This is a genomic window from Staphylococcus sp. FSL K6-3157, assembly GCF_038005145.1.
GTDB lineage: Bacteria > Bacillota > Bacilli > Staphylococcales > Staphylococcaceae > Staphylococcus > Staphylococcus equorum.
The window spans coordinates 1270371-1290360 of sequence record NZ_JBBOSM010000001.1; the positions used below are offsets into that span (position 1 = coordinate 1270371).

The following is a 19990-nucleotide window of genomic DNA, read 5'->3' on the forward strand; positions in this document are numbered from 1 at the left end:
TTATCCTATATTTTAAAAACATATTAATTTGATAATTAAAAGACCTTTTGGATTGTTGATTTTTTAAATATACTTTATATTAAAGAAAGTTATGGAGGAGAACATTTATATGAGAGTCAAAAAAGTATATTTATTACTGATTCAATTTTTAATTATTATTTTATTAATATCTTTATTATTTACTAAATCAACTACAATATTTGCAGTCATATTTGCTTTATCAGCTTCAATTCTTATTATACATATATTGGTATCGAAGAACTCGTGGAAAGTGAAAATCATGTTCATTTCAATATATACTTTAATCTTAATTCTACAAGAAGTTTTTATAGCTTCTACATTTTTTAATAATAGTAGTATTTGGCTCGCCTTTTTAGTAAAAAATATCATTGGTATTATTATCATATTTGTACCGTTCTTTGTAAGGTACTTACATTATATATACACACTTGAACATCAATTTTCAATGATCAGTAAAACATCAATTAGTTTTGATATGATTAGAGAAATAAATAATAAAAGGAACAGTTTAAAAAAGAACGTTAGTAAAAGTAAAACTGCTTTATCTAAAGAAAATATTCATGAAATTGCGAATGATATTCCTAGGCATAGTTATATTAAATATTTAAATAGAAATGCGCTGAGTGAAAGTTATTTCGCAGAATGTGAAAAAAGTTTAAATGATGAAAACTTGTATATTGTTTTATCTAGCACAGGCAGTTCTGCAAGTGAATTAATTTCACTTTTCACTCAAAAAAATTATAATCATGTTTCTCTTAGTTTGGATAAAGAACTGAAAACAACAATTAGTTACAATGGTGGAGAAAATCTAACTCTACCTGGTTTAAACCAAGAACAATTAGAGTCTTTTAATAAAAAAAGTGACGCTAGTATAATGGTATATAAAATAAAAGCTACGAAAGAACAAAAGAAACGTATAATTGAAAAAATTAATGAAATAAATAACGCCGGTAGTGCTTATAATTTAGTAGGACTTGTAACTAAGGCATCTATTAGACCTAATATTATGTTCTGTTCTCAATTTGTGTACAGCATTTTGAAAATAGCTAATCTAGAGTATTTTGAAGCAAATAATACTAAGGTTAAACCTACTGATTTTGTAGAAAATGATTATTATAGAAAATTAGAATTTTGTTATGAAATTGCTTTTTAATATAGCATTCATGTCATATATACAGAATATTTATAGGTAATCTAAACTATTAAGAGGAGTGTAATATATGCATAATCGAAAAAAGTATAAAGTAAAACTTGATAACACAGCAATTATTCATATGGCTTCTCATAATAAAAGCTGGTTAAATATATTTAGGTTATCTATTACTTTAAAAGAAGAAATACACCCAGCCATATTACAAGAGGCTTTAAATGTAGTTACAGAAAGATTCCCTACAATTGCAGCTAGAATATCCAAAGGTATTTTTTGGTATTATCTAGAACCAGTTTATAAAGCACCCATTATAGAAAAAGATACAAAACTATTAAAGTATATGTCGAAAAAGGATTTATATAAAAGTAGTTTTCGCGTATTATATTCAGAAAAAAGTATACATGTTGAATTATTTCATTCATTGACTGATGGTAAAGGTGGCATGGTATTTTTGAAATCATTAGTTTATGAATATCTTAAACGAAAAGAAGGCCTACATTTAAAAGATAGAGAAGATATATTAGATACTAATGAGCATCCTAGTAAAGATGAAATAGCAGACAACTACAAAGATATTAAAATAAAACAAAAAAATAAAGTTACTTTTAAGAATAACCAAGTGTACCAATTAAAAGGGAAAACAATAAACAAATTAAAAACAGAAAAATATATTATTGATATAGTAGATATAAAGAAAATAGCTAAAGACATGAATATAAGTTTAACTGTTTTAGTAGCTTCAATGATAATTATGGGGCTAATAAATTTGCAAAAAGAGGAAATGAAAACACAAAGTCAGAAAGATATTAAAATCTTCTTGCCTATTGATTTAAGAAATGTGTTCCATAAAAATACGTTACGTAATTTTGTCCTCTATATGAAACCTCAAATTAATCCTAAAGTTCAAGATTATACTTTGAATGAAATTATTAAAATTATTGATAATCAACTTAAGTCAGGATTATCGGAAGATAATTTACGAACAAGGATTCAGAAAAATGTGAGCATACAGAATAGTATATTCATTAAAATGATGCCATTATTTATCAAGCAATATTTTCTTAAGCGTTCATTTTTATTTAGCGAAAAAACAACATGCTTAACTCTGTCGAATTTAGGATTAATTCGAATGCCAACGGAAATGGATAAATATATAGATAGAGTAGACTGTATACTTAACACTCGATCACGAACGCCATACAACTGCAGTATGTTAAGTTATGATAATAAGTTATATATAAATTTAGTTAGAGACATTGAACAACCGTTATTGGAATTGGAAATAAATAAGTTATTAAAACAATTAAATATTAAGTATGAAGTAGAGAGTAATGAGTACTAAAAACTAACTTTATATCAAAAGGAGACAAACTAATACAGTTATTACTTAGTTTGTCTTTTGTCGTTGAAAAAATAATATAACGATTATATAAATTAAAACATCCATCGGTTTTGATAGTCTGAATATTTTCCCAGATTATTAAATTATTAAAACGGGTAGAAATAGAAAGTAACGAATATAAAATCAACTTGTTTATGCTGATTTTTAAATACATGGAAGAAGGGAAGGATTATGAATGACAATGTATGATGAGTTTCGTTTAAATGATGGATCAACTTTACCTCATATAGGATTAGGAACGGTGAATATTCAAGGCGGAAAAGGCGTTAATCAAGTAATAAATGCAATTGATATAGGCTATAGCTTAATAGATACTTCAACTAATTATAACAATGAAGGTATGGTAGGCGAAGCAATTCGTCGTTCGTCAATTCCTCGAGAACAGATTTATGTAAGTGCTAAATTACCAGGCGCTGCTCATGAATATGATAAAGCGATTAATCTAATTCAAGAGTCACTTTATCGTACTGGGTTAGATTATTTTGACAAATACTTAATACATTGGCCGAATCCGAAACAAGGTAAATTCGTTGAGGCCTGGAAAGCATTAGTCGATGCACAGAAATATGGTTTAATTAAAACAATTGGTGTTTCTAATTTTATGCCTGAACATTTAGATGAAATTATTGAAGCAACAGGAGTGACACCAGCTACCAATCAAATAGAGATACAACCGTATTTCAATAATAAAGATTTAATAGCAGAAAATGATAAAAGAGGTATTTTATCAGAAGCATGGAGTCCTTTAGGACGTGAAATTAATGATGTTCTTACGAATGATACGATTAAAGCTATTGCTGATAAATATGATCGTACGCCCGCTCAAGTGATTATTAACTGGGTTAATCAAAACCACGTATTTCCAATTGTTAAATCGAGTGATGACGTACATCAACAAGAAAATTATAATTATCTTGACTTTGAATTAGAACAAGAAGACTTAGATAAGATTGATGCTTTAGATCAAGGTGAAAGCGGTCGTGTTGAAGGTCAAAATCCGCGTGAATATGAAGAGTTTGTTTAAGCATTTAAATCAACATTATATATTAATGACATCCTGTTCTTATGAAGGGATGTCTTTTTTTACATATGACATATTTGTTTTATGGAGTACATTAATCTTCCGGTATGCGTCAAGGTAATGTATAATCAAGATGTTATATAAGGAGGATTATATATTGGGAAGTATCTTATTAATCGGGTTATTGTTACCTGTAGTGTATCTTATGCAACTTACCAAAAAGCGCCAAGCAATTAATTTGAAAAGAACAGGTATTGCCATAGTTGTTTCAGTTATAGGGGTTGTAATTACAACTATTTTATTCGTTGTATTTAATCACACCTCAACTTCGATATGGATTTATTTATTGAGTGCTATAGCGGTAGCGATCATATGGGCACTATTATTAAGTGGCTGTTATTATGTTTATCAAGTGTTAAGTAATGGTGTAGGAAAGTAAGTAAATGACAAGTTTCTATAGTATATGTTAAGTTTTGTAAGTGGTAATTTGTAATTTTTACATATTTGAAGTAAAAGTATAAAATTTTTAAATCTAATAGTACAAAAAATGCGCTTAATGGATAATTTAATCCTTAAGCGCTAAAATTTTAATTTATGAAATTGAAATAAGTGTTAAAATTCTCCATTAACCAAAGAATACCTTGGTAACCCAAATATATACATAACACAATAATCCCAATATATATTATAAATCTTAAAATTGATAAACCTACTCTAAATAGTAGTATGACTAAGAGTGCAAGCAGGATTATAGATAAAATACTCATTCTGTATTCACTCCCTTTAAAAACATTGTACTATGAAAATATGGCATATGCATCAGTCTATAGTTAAGTTTTAAATACTTCTAGAGACTGATGATAATTCGACCGTGAAAAATTATAATTTAGAGTGACTTAATAGGAGGATGGTTCATGCGGTTTATTTTCAGTATTGTTAAAAACATTATAGCTGTCATAGCGATAGTAGCAATTGTACTTTTCGCATTAAAATATGCACCTTTTTTAAAAGACCAAGAATGGAACCCAGTACATGACGATAAGCCATCTATGAATAATGAAGCACCCCAACAAAATTTGACAGGTGGCAAACGGTATTCAGTAGAAGATAATGACATCCTTAATAATGTACCATTTAGTCAAACGAAAAATGTGTTTGATTGGATTAATAAAAAAGAGTTTATGTCAGTTTCAGGTTTAGAAAGAATGGGTTATACTGATGAATACTTGGCTGGTCAACGTGGCGATGAGTTTATTATCTATAAATTTGGCTCAGATTCACTTCGTGTTTATAAGACAGAAATCGAAATGGAACAAGATTTAAATCAATTAGGAGCGCATATTGAACTACAACCACAATCTAACTACGAGTAATGCGTTTGAATTATAGGGTAAAATGCGTTAGCCTTAAATAAGTAAAAACGTTAAAGGTTGGTGTCCAATTATGAGTGAACAGTCTAAAGATAAGAAAATGGCTGAGCAAGCTAAAGCACAAAATTTATTTGCACGTTGGCGTAAAAAAGAAACATTATATGAAGAAGATGAGAAAAAAGCTAAAAAATCAACTGACGATAACAATTCAGATGAAAAAGAAAATAACTAAAGTAAGTTTACGTCTCTTATGGTAGAGGCGTTTTTTTATGCTTTAAACCTTAAAGGCAATTGTAATTCTTATATGAGCATATATAAAAAGATTAAGTGTATAAGCCATAAATGCATGTGTTTGCCTCAAAAAGTATTTAAACTTAATTTTTAAACAAAAATAATATATTAATTACTATTCAGAAAATCAAAACTTTTTAATACACTATTGACTGTAAGTATTGTTATAATACAATGTATCGTTTAATTTATTTCATTTTAATCAAAACATGAAGTGTATTCGCTTAATCTAGTTAAACTAGTGATTCAACGTAGGATAAATTTTGTTGTGGAATATTAGGGTTCGTGCTTTATTTCGTAACACTAGTGATATAAAATGATAATAAGAATATAAAATAGTTGGTTAATAGAGGTGTTCAGGTTGTCAAAGTTTTTTAAAAACAACAAATTGATTGTTATACTGTGTGCAATCATTGTGTTTATAGCCTTAATTGGTGTATCTTTGCGTTCACAAACGCAATCACCAGTAGAACAGTATGTAGGAGATACTGTTGCTTTTGGTCAAAAAGCAGTCAGCTATCCTGTACATTTTGTAACAGGATCTATCGGTAATCTCTTTGCAAAAGAAAGTTCAGAAGAACAAAGTAGTAAGGTAAAGCAATTAGAAGCTGAAAATGAAAGACTAAAAGCAGAAAATAAAACTTACAAAAAAGAATTAGATATTGAAGATATTTCAAAATATGAACCGATTTCTGGCACAGTACTATCTAGAAATCCTGACCAATGGATGAATACATTGGTTATAAACCAAGGTTCTAAAGATGGAATAGAAAACAATATGGCTGTGATGACTTCAGAAGGATTAGTTGGCCGCATCTCTAAAGTAAATCAATTCTCGTCTCAAGTAGATTTAATCTCAACGAACACTCGTGCTAATCGATTGTCTGTAAACATCCAACATGATGGAGAAAACGTTTTTGGTTTAATAGATCATTATGATGCTAAGAATGAAGAACTTGTAATTACAGATATAAATAATAAAGATAGTATTAAAAAAGGAGATAAAGTTGTTACGAGCGGCTTAGCAGATCAACTTCCTAGCAGTATTTACATAGGTGAAGTATCTAAAGTTGAAAATGATGAGTACGGTTTATCTAAAGAAGTAAGAGTGAAGACAGCTGCAAGTTTAGCAGACTTAAACCACGTCTATGTTGCTAAAAGAGACCCTAAAACAATACCAGATAATGAAAGCGGGGATAATTAATGCGCGCATTATACTACTTTCTTATTGGTATTGTATTGTTTTATATTGATACTGCAATTGGACTTGTTATACCAATGCAAATAGGAGATAAAGATATTATTTTCGTGCCACATTTAACGATCATGTACATTTTGATGCTAAGTGTGTATAGAAGTTTTGGTGTAGCGATGGTTTTATCAGTAGTATTAGGCCTAATTACAGATTTATATTTCGGCAGTTTTTATGGTCTATATCTATTTGGCTATATTTTATTTGTAGTCATCATGGACTTTTTCTTCAAAACATTTTATAGAGATCATACAATGCTGTTTATCATTATTGTACTTAGTACAGTCTTCTTAGAAATTTATGTAGCAATTATGTATAGTATTTTAGGGCTTATTAATTTTGTGTTTATAGATTTTATTATATTTAGATTAATACCTACATTTATATTAAATTTAATTTTACTTACAATTTTATTCCCAATTATTATGAAATTCCTAAGAAAAGTGCAATTGAAGATTGACAGTAAGAAATCCTAATGCTAAAATGCAGTAGTTGAGTAGTTCATAGCTACATACAACCGCTCAGATTCAGGTTCAAGTACATTTATGTCACCTGCATTTGGCGTGACTTAAAATTATAGGAGGTGCAAAGTATGTTTGCTATTATCGAAACAGGTGGAAAACAATTAAAAGTTGAAGAAGGACAAGAAATCTTCGTTGAAAAATTAAATTTAAACGAAGGTGATACATTCACTTTTGACAAAGTATTATTTGTAGGTGGAGACTCAGTTAAAGTTGGTGCGCCAACAGTTGAGGGTGCTACTGTTACTGCTACTGCTAATAAAGAAGGACGCGGTAAAAAAATCACTGTATTCACTTACAGACGTCGTAAAGACTCAAAACGTAAAAAAGGTCATCGTCAACCTTACACTAAATTAACTATCGACAAAATCAACGCTTAATCATGATTACTGTTGATGTTACATTGAACGAAGCTGGTCAAGTAACTGATGTTATTATGGATGGTCATGCAGAACATGGCGAATACGGGCATGATATAGTTTGTGCTGGTGCATCCGCAGTTATTTTCGGAAGCGTTAATGCTATCATGGGATTAACAAGCGAAAAGCCAGACATTGATTACAATGATGACGGTGGACATTTCCACGTAAGAAGTGTCGATGCTACAAATGAAAAAGCGCAATTAATTCTTCAGGCAATGTTAGTATCATTGCAAACAATTGAAGAAGAATATAAAGAAAATATCAGACTAAATTATAAGTGAGGTGCAACCCAATGTTAAAATTAAACTTACAATTCTTCGCATCTAAAAAAGGGGTAAGTTCTACAAGAAACGGACGTGACTCTGAGTCAAAACGTTTAGGTGCTAAACGTGCTGATGGTCAATACGTTACAGGTGGATCAATTTTATTCCGCCAACGTGGTACTAAAATCTATCCTGGTGAAAATGTTGGTCGTGGTGGCGACGATACATTATTCGCTAAAATCGACGGCGTTGTTAAATTTGAACGTAAAGGTCGCGACAAAAAACAAGTTTCTGTTTACGCAGCAGCTGAGTAGTTTTTGTCACCATTAACACCAGAAGTTATGACTTCTGGTGTTAATTTTTTTGTCTTTATTTTCTAGTAGGCAAGATAATGATATAATATAAAAGATATGGAAATTAAGTTTTTAGAAAAAGAGGTGAAATCATGTTTGTCGATCAAGTTAAAATATCACTCAAAGCAGGTGATGGCGGTAATGGTATAACAGCCTATCGTAGAGAGAAATATATTCCATTTGGTGGCCCAGCTGGTGGCGACGGTGGTAATGGTGCGTCAATTATATTTGAAGTTGATGAAGGGTTAAGAACTTTATTAGACTTTAGATATCAAACACATTTCAAGGCTAATAGAGGTGGCGCTGGTCAAACAAGTAATATGCATGGTAAAAATGCAGATCACTTAGTTTTAAAAGTACCGCCAGGCACAATTGTGAAAAATGTTGAAACAGAGGAAGTTGTTGCAGATTTAGTTGAAGATGGTCAACGTGCAACTGTAGCTAAGGGTGGTCGTGGAGGCCGAGGTAACTCTCGTTTCGCTTCTCCAAGAAACCCTGCACCTGATTTTAGTGAAAATGGAGAACCAGGTGAAGAAATAGAGGTTACGCTAGAGTTAAAATTGCTAGCCGATGTAGGATTAGTAGGTTTTCCGAGTGTGGGTAAATCTACCTTACTCTCAATAGTATCTAAAGCCAAACCGAAAATTGGTGCATATCATTTCACTACAATTAAACCTAACTTAGGTGTTGTTTCCACAAAAGATCAAAGAAGTTTTGTAATGGCAGATTTACCTGGTCTTATTGAAGGTGCGTCTGAAGGTGTAGGATTAGGTCATCAATTTTTAAAACACGTTGAGAGAACAAAAGTTATTGTTCATATGATTGATATGAGTGGCTCTGAAGGTCGCGATCCATTTGAAGATTATAAAGTAATTAATGAAGAATTAAGTGCTTATGAACATCGTCTAGAAGAGAGACCTCAAATCGTTGTAGCAAATAAGATGGATATGCCAAATGCTGAAGATAACTTAGAAATTTTTAAAGAAGAATTGAATGATGATAGTATTCATATTATTCCTTTATCTACAGTAATGCATGATCATATAGACGAACTCTTATATGCAATTGCAGATAAATTAGAAGAAGTGAAAGACATTGACTTTAGTAAAGATGAAGAGGAAGACTTGGGTGTTAACAGAGTGTTGTATAAACATACGCCAAGTCAAGATAACTTCACAATTACTAGAGATGATGATGCTGCATACGTTGTAAGTGGTAAAGCAATTGAAAGAATGTTCAAGATGACTGACTTCAATAGTGACCCGGCAGTACGTAGATTCGCACGTCAAATGCGCTCTATGGGCATTGATGAGGCGTTGAGAGCACGCGGTTGTGAAAATGGTGATATTGTAAGGATACTTGGCGGAGAATTTGAATTTGTTGAATAGGAGTGCTTAATTTGGACAAAAAAGACTATAAAAAGTTTTATTTAATTAGAGAAGATGTTTTACCAGAATCAGTTGTAAAAACTTTAAAAATTAAAGATGTATTAAAAAATGATCCGTCATTGTCCATATTTGAAGCAGTCAAACAGTTTGATTTATCTAGAAGTGCATTTTATAAATATCGAGATACTATATTTCCGATTGATGAAAAAATGGAATCAACGAGAGAGTTTACATTAATATTGTATGTCAATGATATCGTAGGCATGTTGGCACAAGTATTAAATACATTATCTAGTTTACAGTTATCTGTATTAACCATTCACCAAAGTATTCCAATGGATGGAAGAGCAACAATCACACTTTCATTAGATGCCAAGGGTACGGATTTAGAAATTGATGATGTAATGGAAGCTTTAAAAATTATTGATCATATTTCTAAAGTTGAATTAATTAGTATGACTATATAAGGAAGTGTAAACTTGTACGCATATATTAAAGGCACATTAACAGTATTGAATCCTACACACGTGGTGGTTGAAGCATCAGGTGTAGGATATGAGATTCAAACACCTAATTCTTATCGTTTTCAAAAACAAATGGATCAAGAAGTTGTGATTCACACTTCACTTATCGTAAGAGAAGATGCACAGTTGCTCTATGGCTTTATAAATCAAGAAGAAAAAGATATGTTTTTAAGCTTGATAAAAGTAACTGGCATAGGTCCGAAATCTGCACTAGCTATTTTAGCAAGTAGTTCTCCGAATGACGTCAAAATTGCCATCGAGAATGAAAATGATGCTTATTTAACACAATTCCCTGGAATAGGTAAAAAAACTGCACGCCAAATTGTCTTGGATCTTAAAGGTAAAGTGCAGATTAACGAAGTAGATAGCAGTCAGCTATTAAACATGGGAATTGATAGTAATGGTGCAACTGCTATTGTTAAAGAAGCAATGCTAGCACTAGAAGCATTAGGTTATTCTAAACGTGAATTGACTAAAGTCGAAAAAACATTAACTAAAGAATCATTTGAATCTGTCGATGATGCAGTTAAAAGAGGTTTACAATTACTTATATCATAAATATTACTATATTTAAAAAGGGGGGAATGTAATGGATGATAGAATGGTAGACCAATCAGTACATGAAGAGGAATCTTCATTTGAACTTTCTTTACGACCAACAAGGTTACGTCAATATATTGGACAATCAGCGATTAAATCGAATTTAGAAGTGTTTATTAAAGCAGCTAAAATGAGACAAGAGCCGTTAGATCATGTCCTATTATTTGGTCCCCCTGGATTAGGTAAAACGACTTTGTCTAATATCATTGCGAATGAAATGGAAGTAAATATTAGAACGATTTCTGGGCCATCTGTAGAACGACCAGGTGATTTAGCGGCGATTCTTTCTAGTTTACAACCGGGAGATGTTTTATTTATTGATGAAATTCACAGGTTAAGTAGTGTTGTTGAAGAAGTATTATATCCTGCAATGGAAGATTTCTTTTTGGACATCGTTATTGGTAAAGGAGAAGAAGCAAGAAGTATTCGTATAGACTTGCCTCCATTTACTTTAATAGGTGCTACTACAAGAGCAGGTAGCTTAACGGCTCCTTTACGTGATAGATTCGGTGTTCATCTCAGATTAGAGTATTACGAAGAACCTGAATTAGAAGAAATCATTGTGCGTACTGCTGAAGTATTGGGAACGTCTATCGATAAAGAAAGTGCAACGGAATTAGCTAAACGTAGTCGAGGTACGCCAAGGGTTGCCAATCGTTTGTTAAAACGTGTACGTGATTTTCAACAAGTGAAGGAAGATGAATCAATTAGCATAGATACTACAAAGCAATCTCTGCAGTTATTACAAGTAGATGATGAAGGGCTAGATTACATTGATCATAAAATGATGAATTGTATATTGCAGCAGTATAAAGGCGGACCTGTTGGTTTGGATACGATAGCTGTTTCTATTGGTGAGGAACGCATTACAATTGAAGATGTATATGAACCCTTTTTAATTCAAAAAGGATTCATTGAGCGTACGCCTAGAGGGCGGAAAGCGACACCTTATGCATTTGAACATTTTAGTAAGAATGGAAAGAGGGAATAAGCTTGGATATTGAAGCATTTGATTATCATTTGCCTGAAGCATTGATAGCACAAACACCTCTGAAAAACAGAGATGAGAGTAGATTATTAGTTCTTGGCAGACAAACTGGTGATATTGAACATAAACATTTTAAAGATGTCATTGATTACTTAGATAAAGGTGACACGCTTGTATTAAACGATACAAGAGTAATGCCAGCTCGTTTGTTTGGTTTGAAAGAAGAAACCGGTGCAAAAGTAGAGATGCTAATGCTGTCACAAATCTCTGGTAATGATTGGGAAGTATTATTAAAACCTGCAAAAAGAATCAAAGTTGGTAACAAATTATCGTTCGGTGATGGCAAAATAGTTGCTGAGTGTATTGAGGAGTTAAATCAAGGTGGTCGTATAATGAGACTACATTACGAGGGCATATTACAAGAGCGCTTAGATGAGCTTGGTGAAATGCCGTTACCTCCTTATATTAAAGAGCGCTTAGATGATCAAGATCGTTATCAAACTGTTTATGCCAAAGCATCTGGTTCTGCAGCAGCACCAACAGCAGGGTTACATTTTACTGACGAATTATTAAATCGTATAAAAGAAAAAGGTATTAACATCGCATTCATTACACTACATGTTGGTTTAGGTACATTTAGACCTGTAAGTGTAGATAATATTGACGATCATGAAATGCACAGTGAATATTATCAAATGGACCAAGAAACAGCGAAGTTGTTAAATGAAACCAAGTCTAAAGGACATCGTGTAATTTCTGTAGGTACAACTTCAACTAGAACATTAGAAACGATTATGCAAACAAATGAGGCATTTGAAGCTCAAAGCGGCTGGACAGATATCTTTATCTTCCCAGGCTATACATTTAAGGCAATTGATGGTTTAATTACAAACTTTCATTTACCAAAATCAACGCTTGTAATGCTAGTATCTGCTTTCAGTAGTAGAGATTATATTTTAAATGCATATCAACAAGCGGTAAAATCAGAATACAGATTCTTTAGTTTCGGAGATGCAATGTTAATTATTTAGGGAATGAAAGGAGATTTTATATGCCAGCAGTAACGTATGAGCATATTAAAACTTGTAAGCAATCAGGTGCGCGTTTAGGTATTGTACACACACCTCATGGATCATTTGAAACACCGATGTTTATGCCAGTAGGAACAAAAGCAACTGTTAAAACAATGAGTCCAGAAGAATTACATCAGATGGAAGCGAAAATCATTTTAGGGAATACTTATCATTTGTGGTTACAGCCAGGAAATGATATTATCAAAAAGAGTGGGGGCTTACATCAGTTCATGAACTGGAATGGTCCTATACTGACTGATTCTGGCGGTTTCCAAGTATTTAGCTTAAGTAATTTGAGAAACATTACTGAAAAAGGCGTAGAGTTTCGTCATCATAAAAATGGATCGAAACTATTTTTGAGTCCTGAGAAAGCTACAGAGATTCAAAATGATCTAGGTTCAGATATTATGATGGCATTTGACGAATGTCCTCCAATGCCTGCCGAATATAAATATGTGAAAGATTCTATTGAAAGAACCACTAGATGGGCTGAGAGATGTTTGAAAGCACATAAGAGACCTGAAGATCAAGCTTTGTTTGGTATTATACAAGGCGGAGAATATAAAGATCTTAGAAAACAAAGTGCTGAGGAATTAGTTGCTTTAGATTTTCCAGGATATGCAATTGGTGGCTTGTCTGTAGGAGAGCCTAAGCCAGTAATGTACGATATGGTGACGCATACTGAACAATTTATGCCGAAGGATAAACCGCGTTATTTAATGGGTGTGGGTTCACCAGATGCATTGATTGAATGTAGTATTCGAGGTATAGACATGTTTGACTGTGTACTACCAACACGTATCGCACGTAACGGTACTTGTATGACTTCACATGGACGAGTGACTATTAAAAATGCTAAATATGCAGAAGATTTAGGACCACTTGACGAAAATTGTGACTGCTATACTTGTAAAAATTATAGTAGAGCTTACATAAGACATTTAATTAAAGCAGAAGAAACTTTTGGTATCCGTCTTACTACTTATCATAATTTACATTTCTTGCTAAAATTAATGGAAAATGTACGACAAGCTATTCGTGAAGATCGTCTTCTTGATTTTAAAGAAGAATTCTTTGAACAGTATGGACTTAATGTAGACAACCCAAAAAACTTTTAACAAGGGAGAAATAAAATAATGCAATTTACTTCATTAATATTACCAATTTTATTATTAGCATTAATGTGGTTTTTCTTAATCAGACCACAACAAAAAAGAGCGAAAGAGCATCGTGAAATGATTAGCCAAGTAAGTTCTGGCCAACATGTAACTACAATCGGTGGTATCAAAGGTACTGTTCGTGCAGTAGATGAAACTACAGTAGTATTAACTTTAAATGGCAACGGTACTGAAATCACTTTAGAAAAACCTGCTATAAAACAAGTTGATCCTTCATAATAAAGTAAAGAACTGATATGAAAATATCAGTTCTTTTTTTATTAGCATATTCTACTGATACATTAATGGAAATCATATATACTTTCTTAAACAATATGCTGATATAGTGTTATAATTTAAAATGACCTAGTATATAATCATCATAGCTTAACGTATAAACGAGTAATATTCTTGTAACAATTTAAAAAGTTAATAACGCTTACAATTAAGTTATGAATACAAAATAGTTGAGTTAGTTTTTACACACGTTGTAATATGTTAAGATAATAAGGTCGTTTAGAAGAACGTATAGATTGTATAAAATTGCATTAAAATGATTTAATCAAGTATTCTTATAACATAAGCTTACAATGAGGTGTTTAAGTGAAGAAGAGTAGTAGAATAGTTGCATTCATAGTGTTGGTAGCTCTGTTGTTGGGAGCTATGGCATTTACTTATAAGAGTGTAGTTAAAGACGTTAGTCTTGGTTTAGACTTACAAGGTGGATTTGAGGTCTTATATCAAGTAGATCCTTTACAAAAAGATGATAAAATTGACGATAAAGCGGTTAAATCAACAGCGAAAACGCTTGAAAATCGTGTCAACGTCTTAGGTGTTTCCGAACCGAAAATTCAAGTCGAAGATAAAAATAGAATTCGTGTTCAACTTGCTGGTGTTAAAAACCAGTCTGAAGCTCGAGAGGTATTATCATCACAAGCAAATTTAACAATTCGTGATGCAGATGACAATATCAAATTGACTGGTAAAGATATTCAGCAAGGTTCAGCAAAACAAGAATTCAAAGAGAATACGAATCAACCAGCAGTTACTTTCCAATTAAAAGATAGTGATAAATTTAAAAAAGTAACTGAAGAAATTTCGAAAAAAGATGAAAACGTCATGGTTGTTTGGTTAGATTACGAAAAAGGTGATTCTTACCATAAAGAAGTGACTAAAAAAGATCCGAAATTCGTTTCAGCTGCTTCAGTAGATAAACCAATTAACTCTGATAGTGTTGAAATTTCAGGTGGATTTAACGGTGAAGAAGGTATTAAAGAGGCAAAACAAATTGCTGATTTACTAAATGCCGGTTCCTTACCAGTAGATTTAAATGAGATTTATTCTAATTCAGTTGGTGCACAATTTGGTCAAGATGCATTAGATAAAACAGTATTTGCTGCTGTAATTGGTATCGCAGTAATTTATCTATTCATGTTAGGTTTCTACCGTTTGCCAGGCTTAGTAGCAATTATTGCACTAACGGTATATATATACTTAACAATGGTAGCATTTAACTTTATATCTGGTGTACTTACATTACCAGGTTTAGCAGCTTTAGTGTTAGGTGTCGGTATGGCTGTCGATGCGAACATTATAATGTATGAGCGGATTAAAGATGAGCTCAAAATTGGACGGACGCTTAAACAAGCTTATAAAAAAGCGAATAAGAGTTCTTTCTTAACCATTTTCGATGCACAGTTAACAACTGTTATCGCAGCCGCAGTATTGTTCTTCTTTGGTGAAAGTTCAGTTAAAGGTTTCGCGACTATGTTACTTATCGGTATTTTAATGATCTTTGTAACAGCAGTATTCCTATCAAGATGGTTATTATCACTACTTGTGTCATCTAATTACTTCAAAAAATCATATTGGTTATTTGGTGTAAACAAGAAAGACATTCATAATATCAATGAAGAAAAAGATATTCATGATTTGAGAACACCATATGAGCGCTGGGACTTTATGAAATTAGCGAAACCATTGTTATCATTAAGTATCCTTATAATCATTGTTGGTGCCATCATTCTCTTCATTTTTAAATTAAATTTAGGTATTGACTTCACTAGTGGTACGAGAGTTGATTTTGAATCTGAAAATAAAGTGTCAGAGGAAAAAATAACTCAAACACTTGAAGATAAAGATTTCAAACCATCTCAGGTTTCTTTAGGTGAAAATGGGCAAAATGCAACCGTGCAATTTAAAAATGATTTATCTAAAGATGAAGTTGCTAAAATTAAGAGTACTATAGATAATGAGTTTGGTAATGATCCAACAGTCAATACAGTTTCACCAGTGATTGGTCAAGAACTTGCTAAAAACGCTATGTTTGCACTCGTATATGCTGCTATTGGTATTATTATCTATACTACATTTAGATTTGAATGGCGTATGGGACTATCATCAGTACTAGCACTACTACATGATGCATTTATCATTGTTGCTGTATTTAGTTTATTTAGATTAGAGGTAGATATTACCTTTATCGCAGCAGTATTGACGATTATTGGTTACTCTATCAATGATACGATAGTTACATTCGATAGGGTCCGAGAAAACTTACACAAATTAAAAGTGATTACGAAGAAATCTCAAATAGACGATATTGTTAATAGATCGATTCGTCAGACAATGACACGTTCTATTAATACTGTTTTAACAGTAGTTATCGTAGTTATTTCATTACTTGCATTTGGTTCACCAAGTATCTTTAACTTCTCATTAGCCTTACTCATCGGTCTGATTTCAGGTGTGTTCTCATCTGTATTTATCGCAGTGCCGTTATGGGGCATTATGAAGAAACGTCAACTTAAAAAATCAGATGATCATAAGATTGTCGTCTATAAAGAGAAAAAATCAAATGATGAAAAAATCTTAGTATAAGTTGCACAGGGTGTAAGTACTTTGAATCTAGTGAAAACTATAGCTAAAATATTTTAAATAAAGTGAAACAGCTCGAATTAAAAATTCGGGCTGTTTTTTTATGAGTTTAAAAAAGGTATTAATGAATATAGTAATTTTAAATACGAATGATGGTTATTAAGCTAAAGTATAGTGCTTTTCATGTTAAGATGTATTTGTGAATTTTTTAAAAAATATGGTATTCGCTGTATAAATATAATAGAAAGTCTTATTTAAATGTAAGTACTTTTTATTTTCGAATATCTTTTGTATAATTGCTTGTGGAAATGAGGGAGAATAGTATGATTAAATCCAAGTATACTTGGGATGTTAACGCACCAGAAACTGAGATTACAGAGGAAGTTTCATCAGAATTAAAGCTAACTCCTATTGTAAAGAAAATCTTAGAAAGTAAAGGATTAACTGATAAACCATCAATTGAGGCTTTGTTAAAAGGCACTCAAGTCACACATGATCCATTATTAATGAGCGATATGACTAAAGCTGTCGAACGTATTAATTTGGCGATAGATCAAAATCAAAAGATTTTAGTGTATGGTGATTATGATGCAGATGGTGTAACGTCTACAACTATACTCGTAAACACGTTAAAAGAGTTGGGCGCACATGTAGGTTGGTATATACCGAATCGTTTCTCTGAAGGTTATGGTCCAAATGAAATGGCGTTCAAAAATGCTTATGAAGAAGAGATTTCACTCATTATTACTGTAGATAATGGCATACAAGGCCATGAAGAAATACAAATGGTGCAAGATTTAGGTGTCGACGTAATTGTGACAGACCATCACGAAATTGGTAGAACAATGCCTAATGCTTATGCAATTGTACATCCGATGCATCCGGAATTTGATTATCCATTCAAATATTTATGTGGTGCAGGCGTAGCTTATAAATTAGCACAGAATTTATTGGATGAGCCACCTGCATATTTCCTTGGCTTAGTTGCTATAGGAACAATTGCTGATTTAGTGTCTTTAACGGATGAAAATCGAACTTTAGTTCAACAAGGATTAGAAGTTCTTAATGATCATTGTCCACCATCTATAAGGGCGATTTTAAAACAAGCTGGTTACAGTGATGAAATTAATGAAGAAACAATCGGTTTTATCATCGGCCCTCGTTTAAACGCAGTAGGTAGACTTGAAGATGCTGCGCTTGCTGCAGAATTATTAATGGCTGAAACAGATGAAGAAGCTGATTTTTTAGCTGAACAAGTTGAATTCTTTAATCAAGAGCGTAAAGATATCGTTGCACAAATTTCTGAAGAAGCATTACAAGTTGCTGAAACACAAGTACAACAAGGCGCTAAATTTTTATTATTAGCTGAACCTAATTGGCATGAAGGTGTTTTAGGCATAGTGGCTTCTAAAGTTGTAGAAACGTATAGTTTACCAACGCTTATATTAAATGTCGATGAGGCGCAAGGCCATGCAAAAGGCTCAGCTCGTAGCATAGCTCAAGTCTCAATGTTCGAAGTTTTGAATGCACATGGTGATTTAATTTCGAAATTTGGTGGTCATCATATGGCTGCAGGTGTAACGATGCCTATAGAACACATTGAAACACTGAGACAAGGATTAAATGATTGGATGACTCAACTTGCTGAAACAACATCACTTGAGCCACGTAAAAAAGTAGATGTTAAAATTTCAGAAGCTGATATAACAATAAAAAATATTCAAGATATTCAAAGACTACGCCCTTTTGGTACAGACTTTTCTAGTCCATGCTTTGAATTACAAGATGTTAATGTCAATCAAGCAAAAGGAATTGGCCAAGAACAGAAACATCTCAAACTCGTAATGGGTGAAAGTCAATTACAGGCTATCTTTTGGCAAAACGGGCACCTTGTTAAAGAATTAGGAGAACAACAACCGATTAATTGTATTGGTACGTTGCAGATTAATGAATGGAATGGTTTTCAATCTCCTCAATTCATGATACAAGACTTATCAAGTAATAACTTACAAATTCTTGATTATCGAAGTAAAAGTAAAGTGAGTGGCTTTGAGCAAAATTCAACGGATGTAGCTTATCTTATTCATAAAAAAAGCGAAAAACTAGGCGAGAATTATTACTTTTATGGTGATGAAATTCAGCAAAATTATGATAAATATGTGTTCCGTGATTTGCCTGCTTCGATACAAGAAATCAAAGATACTTTGAAAACTGTGGAGGTTTCCCAAATTTACCTTGTTTTAAATCATGAACGCTCGATTTATTTCGAAGGCATGCCCAAAATGGAAACATTCAAACAATGCTTTAAAGCATTAGCTACGAAAAAAGAAACTAATTTAGCTAAAGATGGTATGCAACTTTGCCAATACTTAAATATACAGTCTAGTATGCTTAAATTCATCTTGAAAGTTTTCCTTGATTTAGAGTTTATCAAAGATGAAAATGGTATAATTAAGATAAATAGCGACTCCACTAAGAAAGCAATTGAATCGAGTAAGTATTATCAAGGTCGTTTGGAAAGAATTGAAGTTGAAAAAATGTTGCTTTATGAAGATTTTAATAATTTAAAGCAATGGATTAAGTCTGAACTGGTAGATAAATAGGAGGAAGTTTGAATGGATTTAAAACAGTATGTGTCGGAAGTAGAAGATTGGCCAAAGCCTGGAGTTAACTTTAAAGATATTACAACAATTATGGATAACGGTGAGGCATTTGGTTATGCTACAGATCAAATTGTCCATTATGCTAAAGACCGTGATGTAGATGTGATAGTTGGACCAGAAGCGCGTGGCTTTATCATAGGTTGCCCAGTAGCTTATTCAATGGGTATTGGTTTTGCGCCAGTTAGAAAAGAAGGCAAATTACCAAGAGAAGTAATTCGCTACGAATACGATTTAGAATATGGGACAAATGTGCTAACAATGCATAAAGATGCGCTTAAACCAGGTCAACGTGTGTTAATTACCGATGACTTATTAGCTACGGGTGGAACGATTGAAGCGGCAATTAAACTTGTTGAACAATTAGGTGGCATCGTTGTAGGTATTGCATTTATCATTGAACTTAAATATCTTAACGGTATTGAAAAAATAGAAGATTACGACGTAATGAGTTTAATCTCATACGACGAATAAAATATAATAGTAAGATAACGAAAGAAGCTCAGACATGTACTTATGTCCTAGCTTCTTTTTTTATTTAAGATATATATAATGTATACATTAGAGCGAATCGTCGGTGAGTTACCTAAAACCTTTTGTCTTAAGCTATGTCATTTTTTTGGAATTTTAAAACATTTGAGTCTTTCATATTAATGA

The 19990-nt window shown here is 32.3% G+C and carries 22 protein-coding genes and 1 other annotated feature; of the genes, 21 read left to right on the forward strand and 1 reads right to left on the reverse strand.

The features are described 5' to 3' along the window. The first annotated feature begins 109 nt into the window (after nucleotides 1–109). The 4 genes from MHB47_RS06100 (at nucleotide 110) to MHB47_RS06115 (ending at nucleotide 4033) form a co-directional block, all read left to right on the forward strand. Nucleotides 110–1174 (forward strand): hypothetical protein, encoded by a 1065-nt coding sequence (locus tag MHB47_RS06100; protein ID WP_002507399.1) that lies wholly within the window; start codon nucleotides 110–112, stop codon nucleotides 1172–1174. 67 nt (nucleotides 1175–1241) lie between these two features. Then, nucleotides 1242–2513: a hypothetical protein gene (locus MHB47_RS06105; RefSeq protein WP_340755694.1), complete on the forward strand. Its 1272-nt coding sequence runs from the start codon at nucleotides 1242–1244 to the stop codon at nucleotides 2511–2513. A 235-nt stretch (nucleotides 2514–2748) separates the two neighbouring features. Further along, nucleotides 2749–3597 (forward strand): aldo/keto reductase, encoded by an 849-nt coding sequence (locus MHB47_RS06110; RefSeq protein WP_021339109.1) that lies wholly within the window; start codon nucleotides 2749–2751, stop codon nucleotides 3595–3597. A gap of 154 nt (nucleotides 3598–3751) precedes the next feature. After that, entirely contained in the window at nucleotides 3752–4033 is a 282-nt protein-coding gene (locus tag MHB47_RS06115; RefSeq protein ID WP_002507402.1) for a hypothetical protein, read from the forward strand. A 148-nt stretch (nucleotides 4034–4181) separates the two neighbouring features. Here MHB47_RS06115 and MHB47_RS06120 read toward each other — a convergent pair whose 3' ends face one another. Further along, complete coding sequence (locus MHB47_RS06120; RefSeq protein WP_071561853.1) at nucleotides 4182–4361, reverse strand: hypothetical protein; 180 nt, start codon at nucleotides 4359–4361, stop codon at nucleotides 4182–4184. A gap of 147 nt (nucleotides 4362–4508) precedes the next feature. Here MHB47_RS06120 and MHB47_RS06125 point away from each other — a divergent pair, with 147 nt between their 5' ends. The 17 genes from MHB47_RS06125 to MHB47_RS06205 all read left to right on the forward strand — a co-directional run bounded on the left by MHB47_RS06125 (nucleotide 4509) and on the right by MHB47_RS06205 (nucleotide 19807). Beyond that, the gene (locus MHB47_RS06125; RefSeq protein ID WP_021339111.1) at nucleotides 4509–4967 is read left to right on the forward strand and encodes a DUF4930 family protein; all 459 of its coding nucleotides are present in this window, start codon (nucleotides 4509–4511) and stop codon (nucleotides 4965–4967) included. Between the two features lie 70 nt (nucleotides 4968–5037). Then, nucleotides 5038–5196, forward strand: coding sequence for a hypothetical protein (locus MHB47_RS06130; protein WP_021339112.1), 159 nt, complete (start codon nucleotides 5038–5040; stop codon nucleotides 5194–5196). Between the two features lie 420 nt (nucleotides 5197–5616). Continuing rightward, nucleotides 5617–6459 carry a rod shape-determining protein MreC gene (gene mreC, locus MHB47_RS06135; RefSeq protein ID WP_064782858.1) on the forward strand — a complete coding sequence of 281 codons (843 nt, stop codon included), beginning with the start codon at nucleotides 5617–5619 and terminating at the stop codon, nucleotides 6457–6459. Continuing rightward, entirely contained in the window at nucleotides 6459–6983 is a 525-nt protein-coding gene (gene mreD, locus MHB47_RS06140; protein ID WP_002507406.1) for a rod shape-determining protein MreD, read from the forward strand. Before mreC ends, mreD begins: the two co-directional genes overlap by 1 nt. A gap of 29 nt (nucleotides 6984–7012) precedes the next feature. Then, nucleotides 7013–7086: a sequence feature (ribosomal protein L21 leader region), on the forward strand. A 13-nt stretch (nucleotides 7087–7099) separates the two neighbouring features. Continuing rightward, nucleotides 7100–7408, forward strand: coding sequence for a 50S ribosomal protein L21 (gene rplU, locus MHB47_RS06145; RefSeq protein ID WP_002507407.1), 309 nt, complete (start codon nucleotides 7100–7102; stop codon nucleotides 7406–7408). A gap of 2 nt (nucleotides 7409–7410) precedes the next feature. Beyond that, nucleotides 7411–7731 (forward strand): ribosomal-processing cysteine protease Prp, encoded by a 321-nt coding sequence (locus MHB47_RS06150; protein ID WP_002507408.1) that lies wholly within the window; start codon nucleotides 7411–7413, stop codon nucleotides 7729–7731. A gap of 11 nt (nucleotides 7732–7742) precedes the next feature. Then, nucleotides 7743–8027: a 50S ribosomal protein L27 gene (gene rpmA / locus MHB47_RS06155; protein ID WP_002507409.1), complete on the forward strand. Its 285-nt coding sequence runs from the start codon at nucleotides 7743–7745 to the stop codon at nucleotides 8025–8027. 131 nt (nucleotides 8028–8158) lie between these two features. Then, complete coding sequence (obgE, locus tag MHB47_RS06160; protein ID WP_340755696.1) at nucleotides 8159–9454, forward strand: GTPase ObgE; 1296 nt, start codon at nucleotides 8159–8161, stop codon at nucleotides 9452–9454. 11 nt (nucleotides 9455–9465) lie between these two features. Beyond that, a complete protein-coding gene (locus tag MHB47_RS06165; RefSeq protein WP_040762881.1) occupies nucleotides 9466–9921 on the forward strand; it encodes an ACT domain-containing protein in 456 nt (151 codons plus the stop codon). A gap of 12 nt (nucleotides 9922–9933) precedes the next feature. Next, nucleotides 9934–10536, forward strand: coding sequence for a Holliday junction branch migration protein RuvA (gene ruvA, locus MHB47_RS06170; protein WP_002507412.1), 603 nt, complete (start codon nucleotides 9934–9936; stop codon nucleotides 10534–10536). 31 nt (nucleotides 10537–10567) lie between these two features. Further along, nucleotides 10568–11569, forward strand: coding sequence for a Holliday junction branch migration DNA helicase RuvB (gene ruvB, locus MHB47_RS06175; RefSeq protein WP_021339116.1), 1002 nt, complete (start codon nucleotides 10568–10570; stop codon nucleotides 11567–11569). Nucleotides 11570–11571: 2 nt separating this feature from the next. Further along, nucleotides 11572–12597, forward strand: a complete 1026-nt coding sequence (gene queA / locus MHB47_RS06180) for a tRNA preQ1(34) S-adenosylmethionine ribosyltransferase-isomerase QueA (protein ID WP_340755700.1) — start codon at nucleotides 11572–11574, stop codon at nucleotides 12595–12597. Nucleotides 12598–12617: 20 nt separating this feature from the next. Next, the gene (tgt, locus tag MHB47_RS06185; protein WP_002507415.1) at nucleotides 12618–13757 is read left to right on the forward strand and encodes a tRNA guanosine(34) transglycosylase Tgt; all 1140 of its coding nucleotides are present in this window, start codon (nucleotides 12618–12620) and stop codon (nucleotides 13755–13757) included. A gap of 18 nt (nucleotides 13758–13775) precedes the next feature. After that, the gene (gene yajC, locus MHB47_RS06190; RefSeq protein ID WP_002507416.1) at nucleotides 13776–14036 is read left to right on the forward strand and encodes a preprotein translocase subunit YajC; all 261 of its coding nucleotides are present in this window, start codon (nucleotides 13776–13778) and stop codon (nucleotides 14034–14036) included. Between the two features lie 363 nt (nucleotides 14037–14399). Continuing rightward, entirely contained in the window at nucleotides 14400–16676 is a 2277-nt protein-coding gene (secDF, locus tag MHB47_RS06195) for a protein translocase subunit SecDF (RefSeq protein WP_340755702.1), read from the forward strand. A 320-nt stretch (nucleotides 16677–16996) separates the two neighbouring features. Then, on the forward strand, nucleotides 16997–19276 hold the full coding sequence (gene recJ / locus MHB47_RS06200) for a single-stranded-DNA-specific exonuclease RecJ (protein ID WP_340755704.1): 2280 nt from the start codon (nucleotides 16997–16999) through the stop codon (nucleotides 19274–19276). Between the two features lie 12 nt (nucleotides 19277–19288). Next, nucleotides 19289–19807: an adenine phosphoribosyltransferase gene (locus MHB47_RS06205; RefSeq protein WP_021339119.1), complete on the forward strand. Its 519-nt coding sequence runs from the start codon at nucleotides 19289–19291 to the stop codon at nucleotides 19805–19807. The last annotated feature ends 183 nt before the right edge of the window (nucleotides 19808–19990 follow it).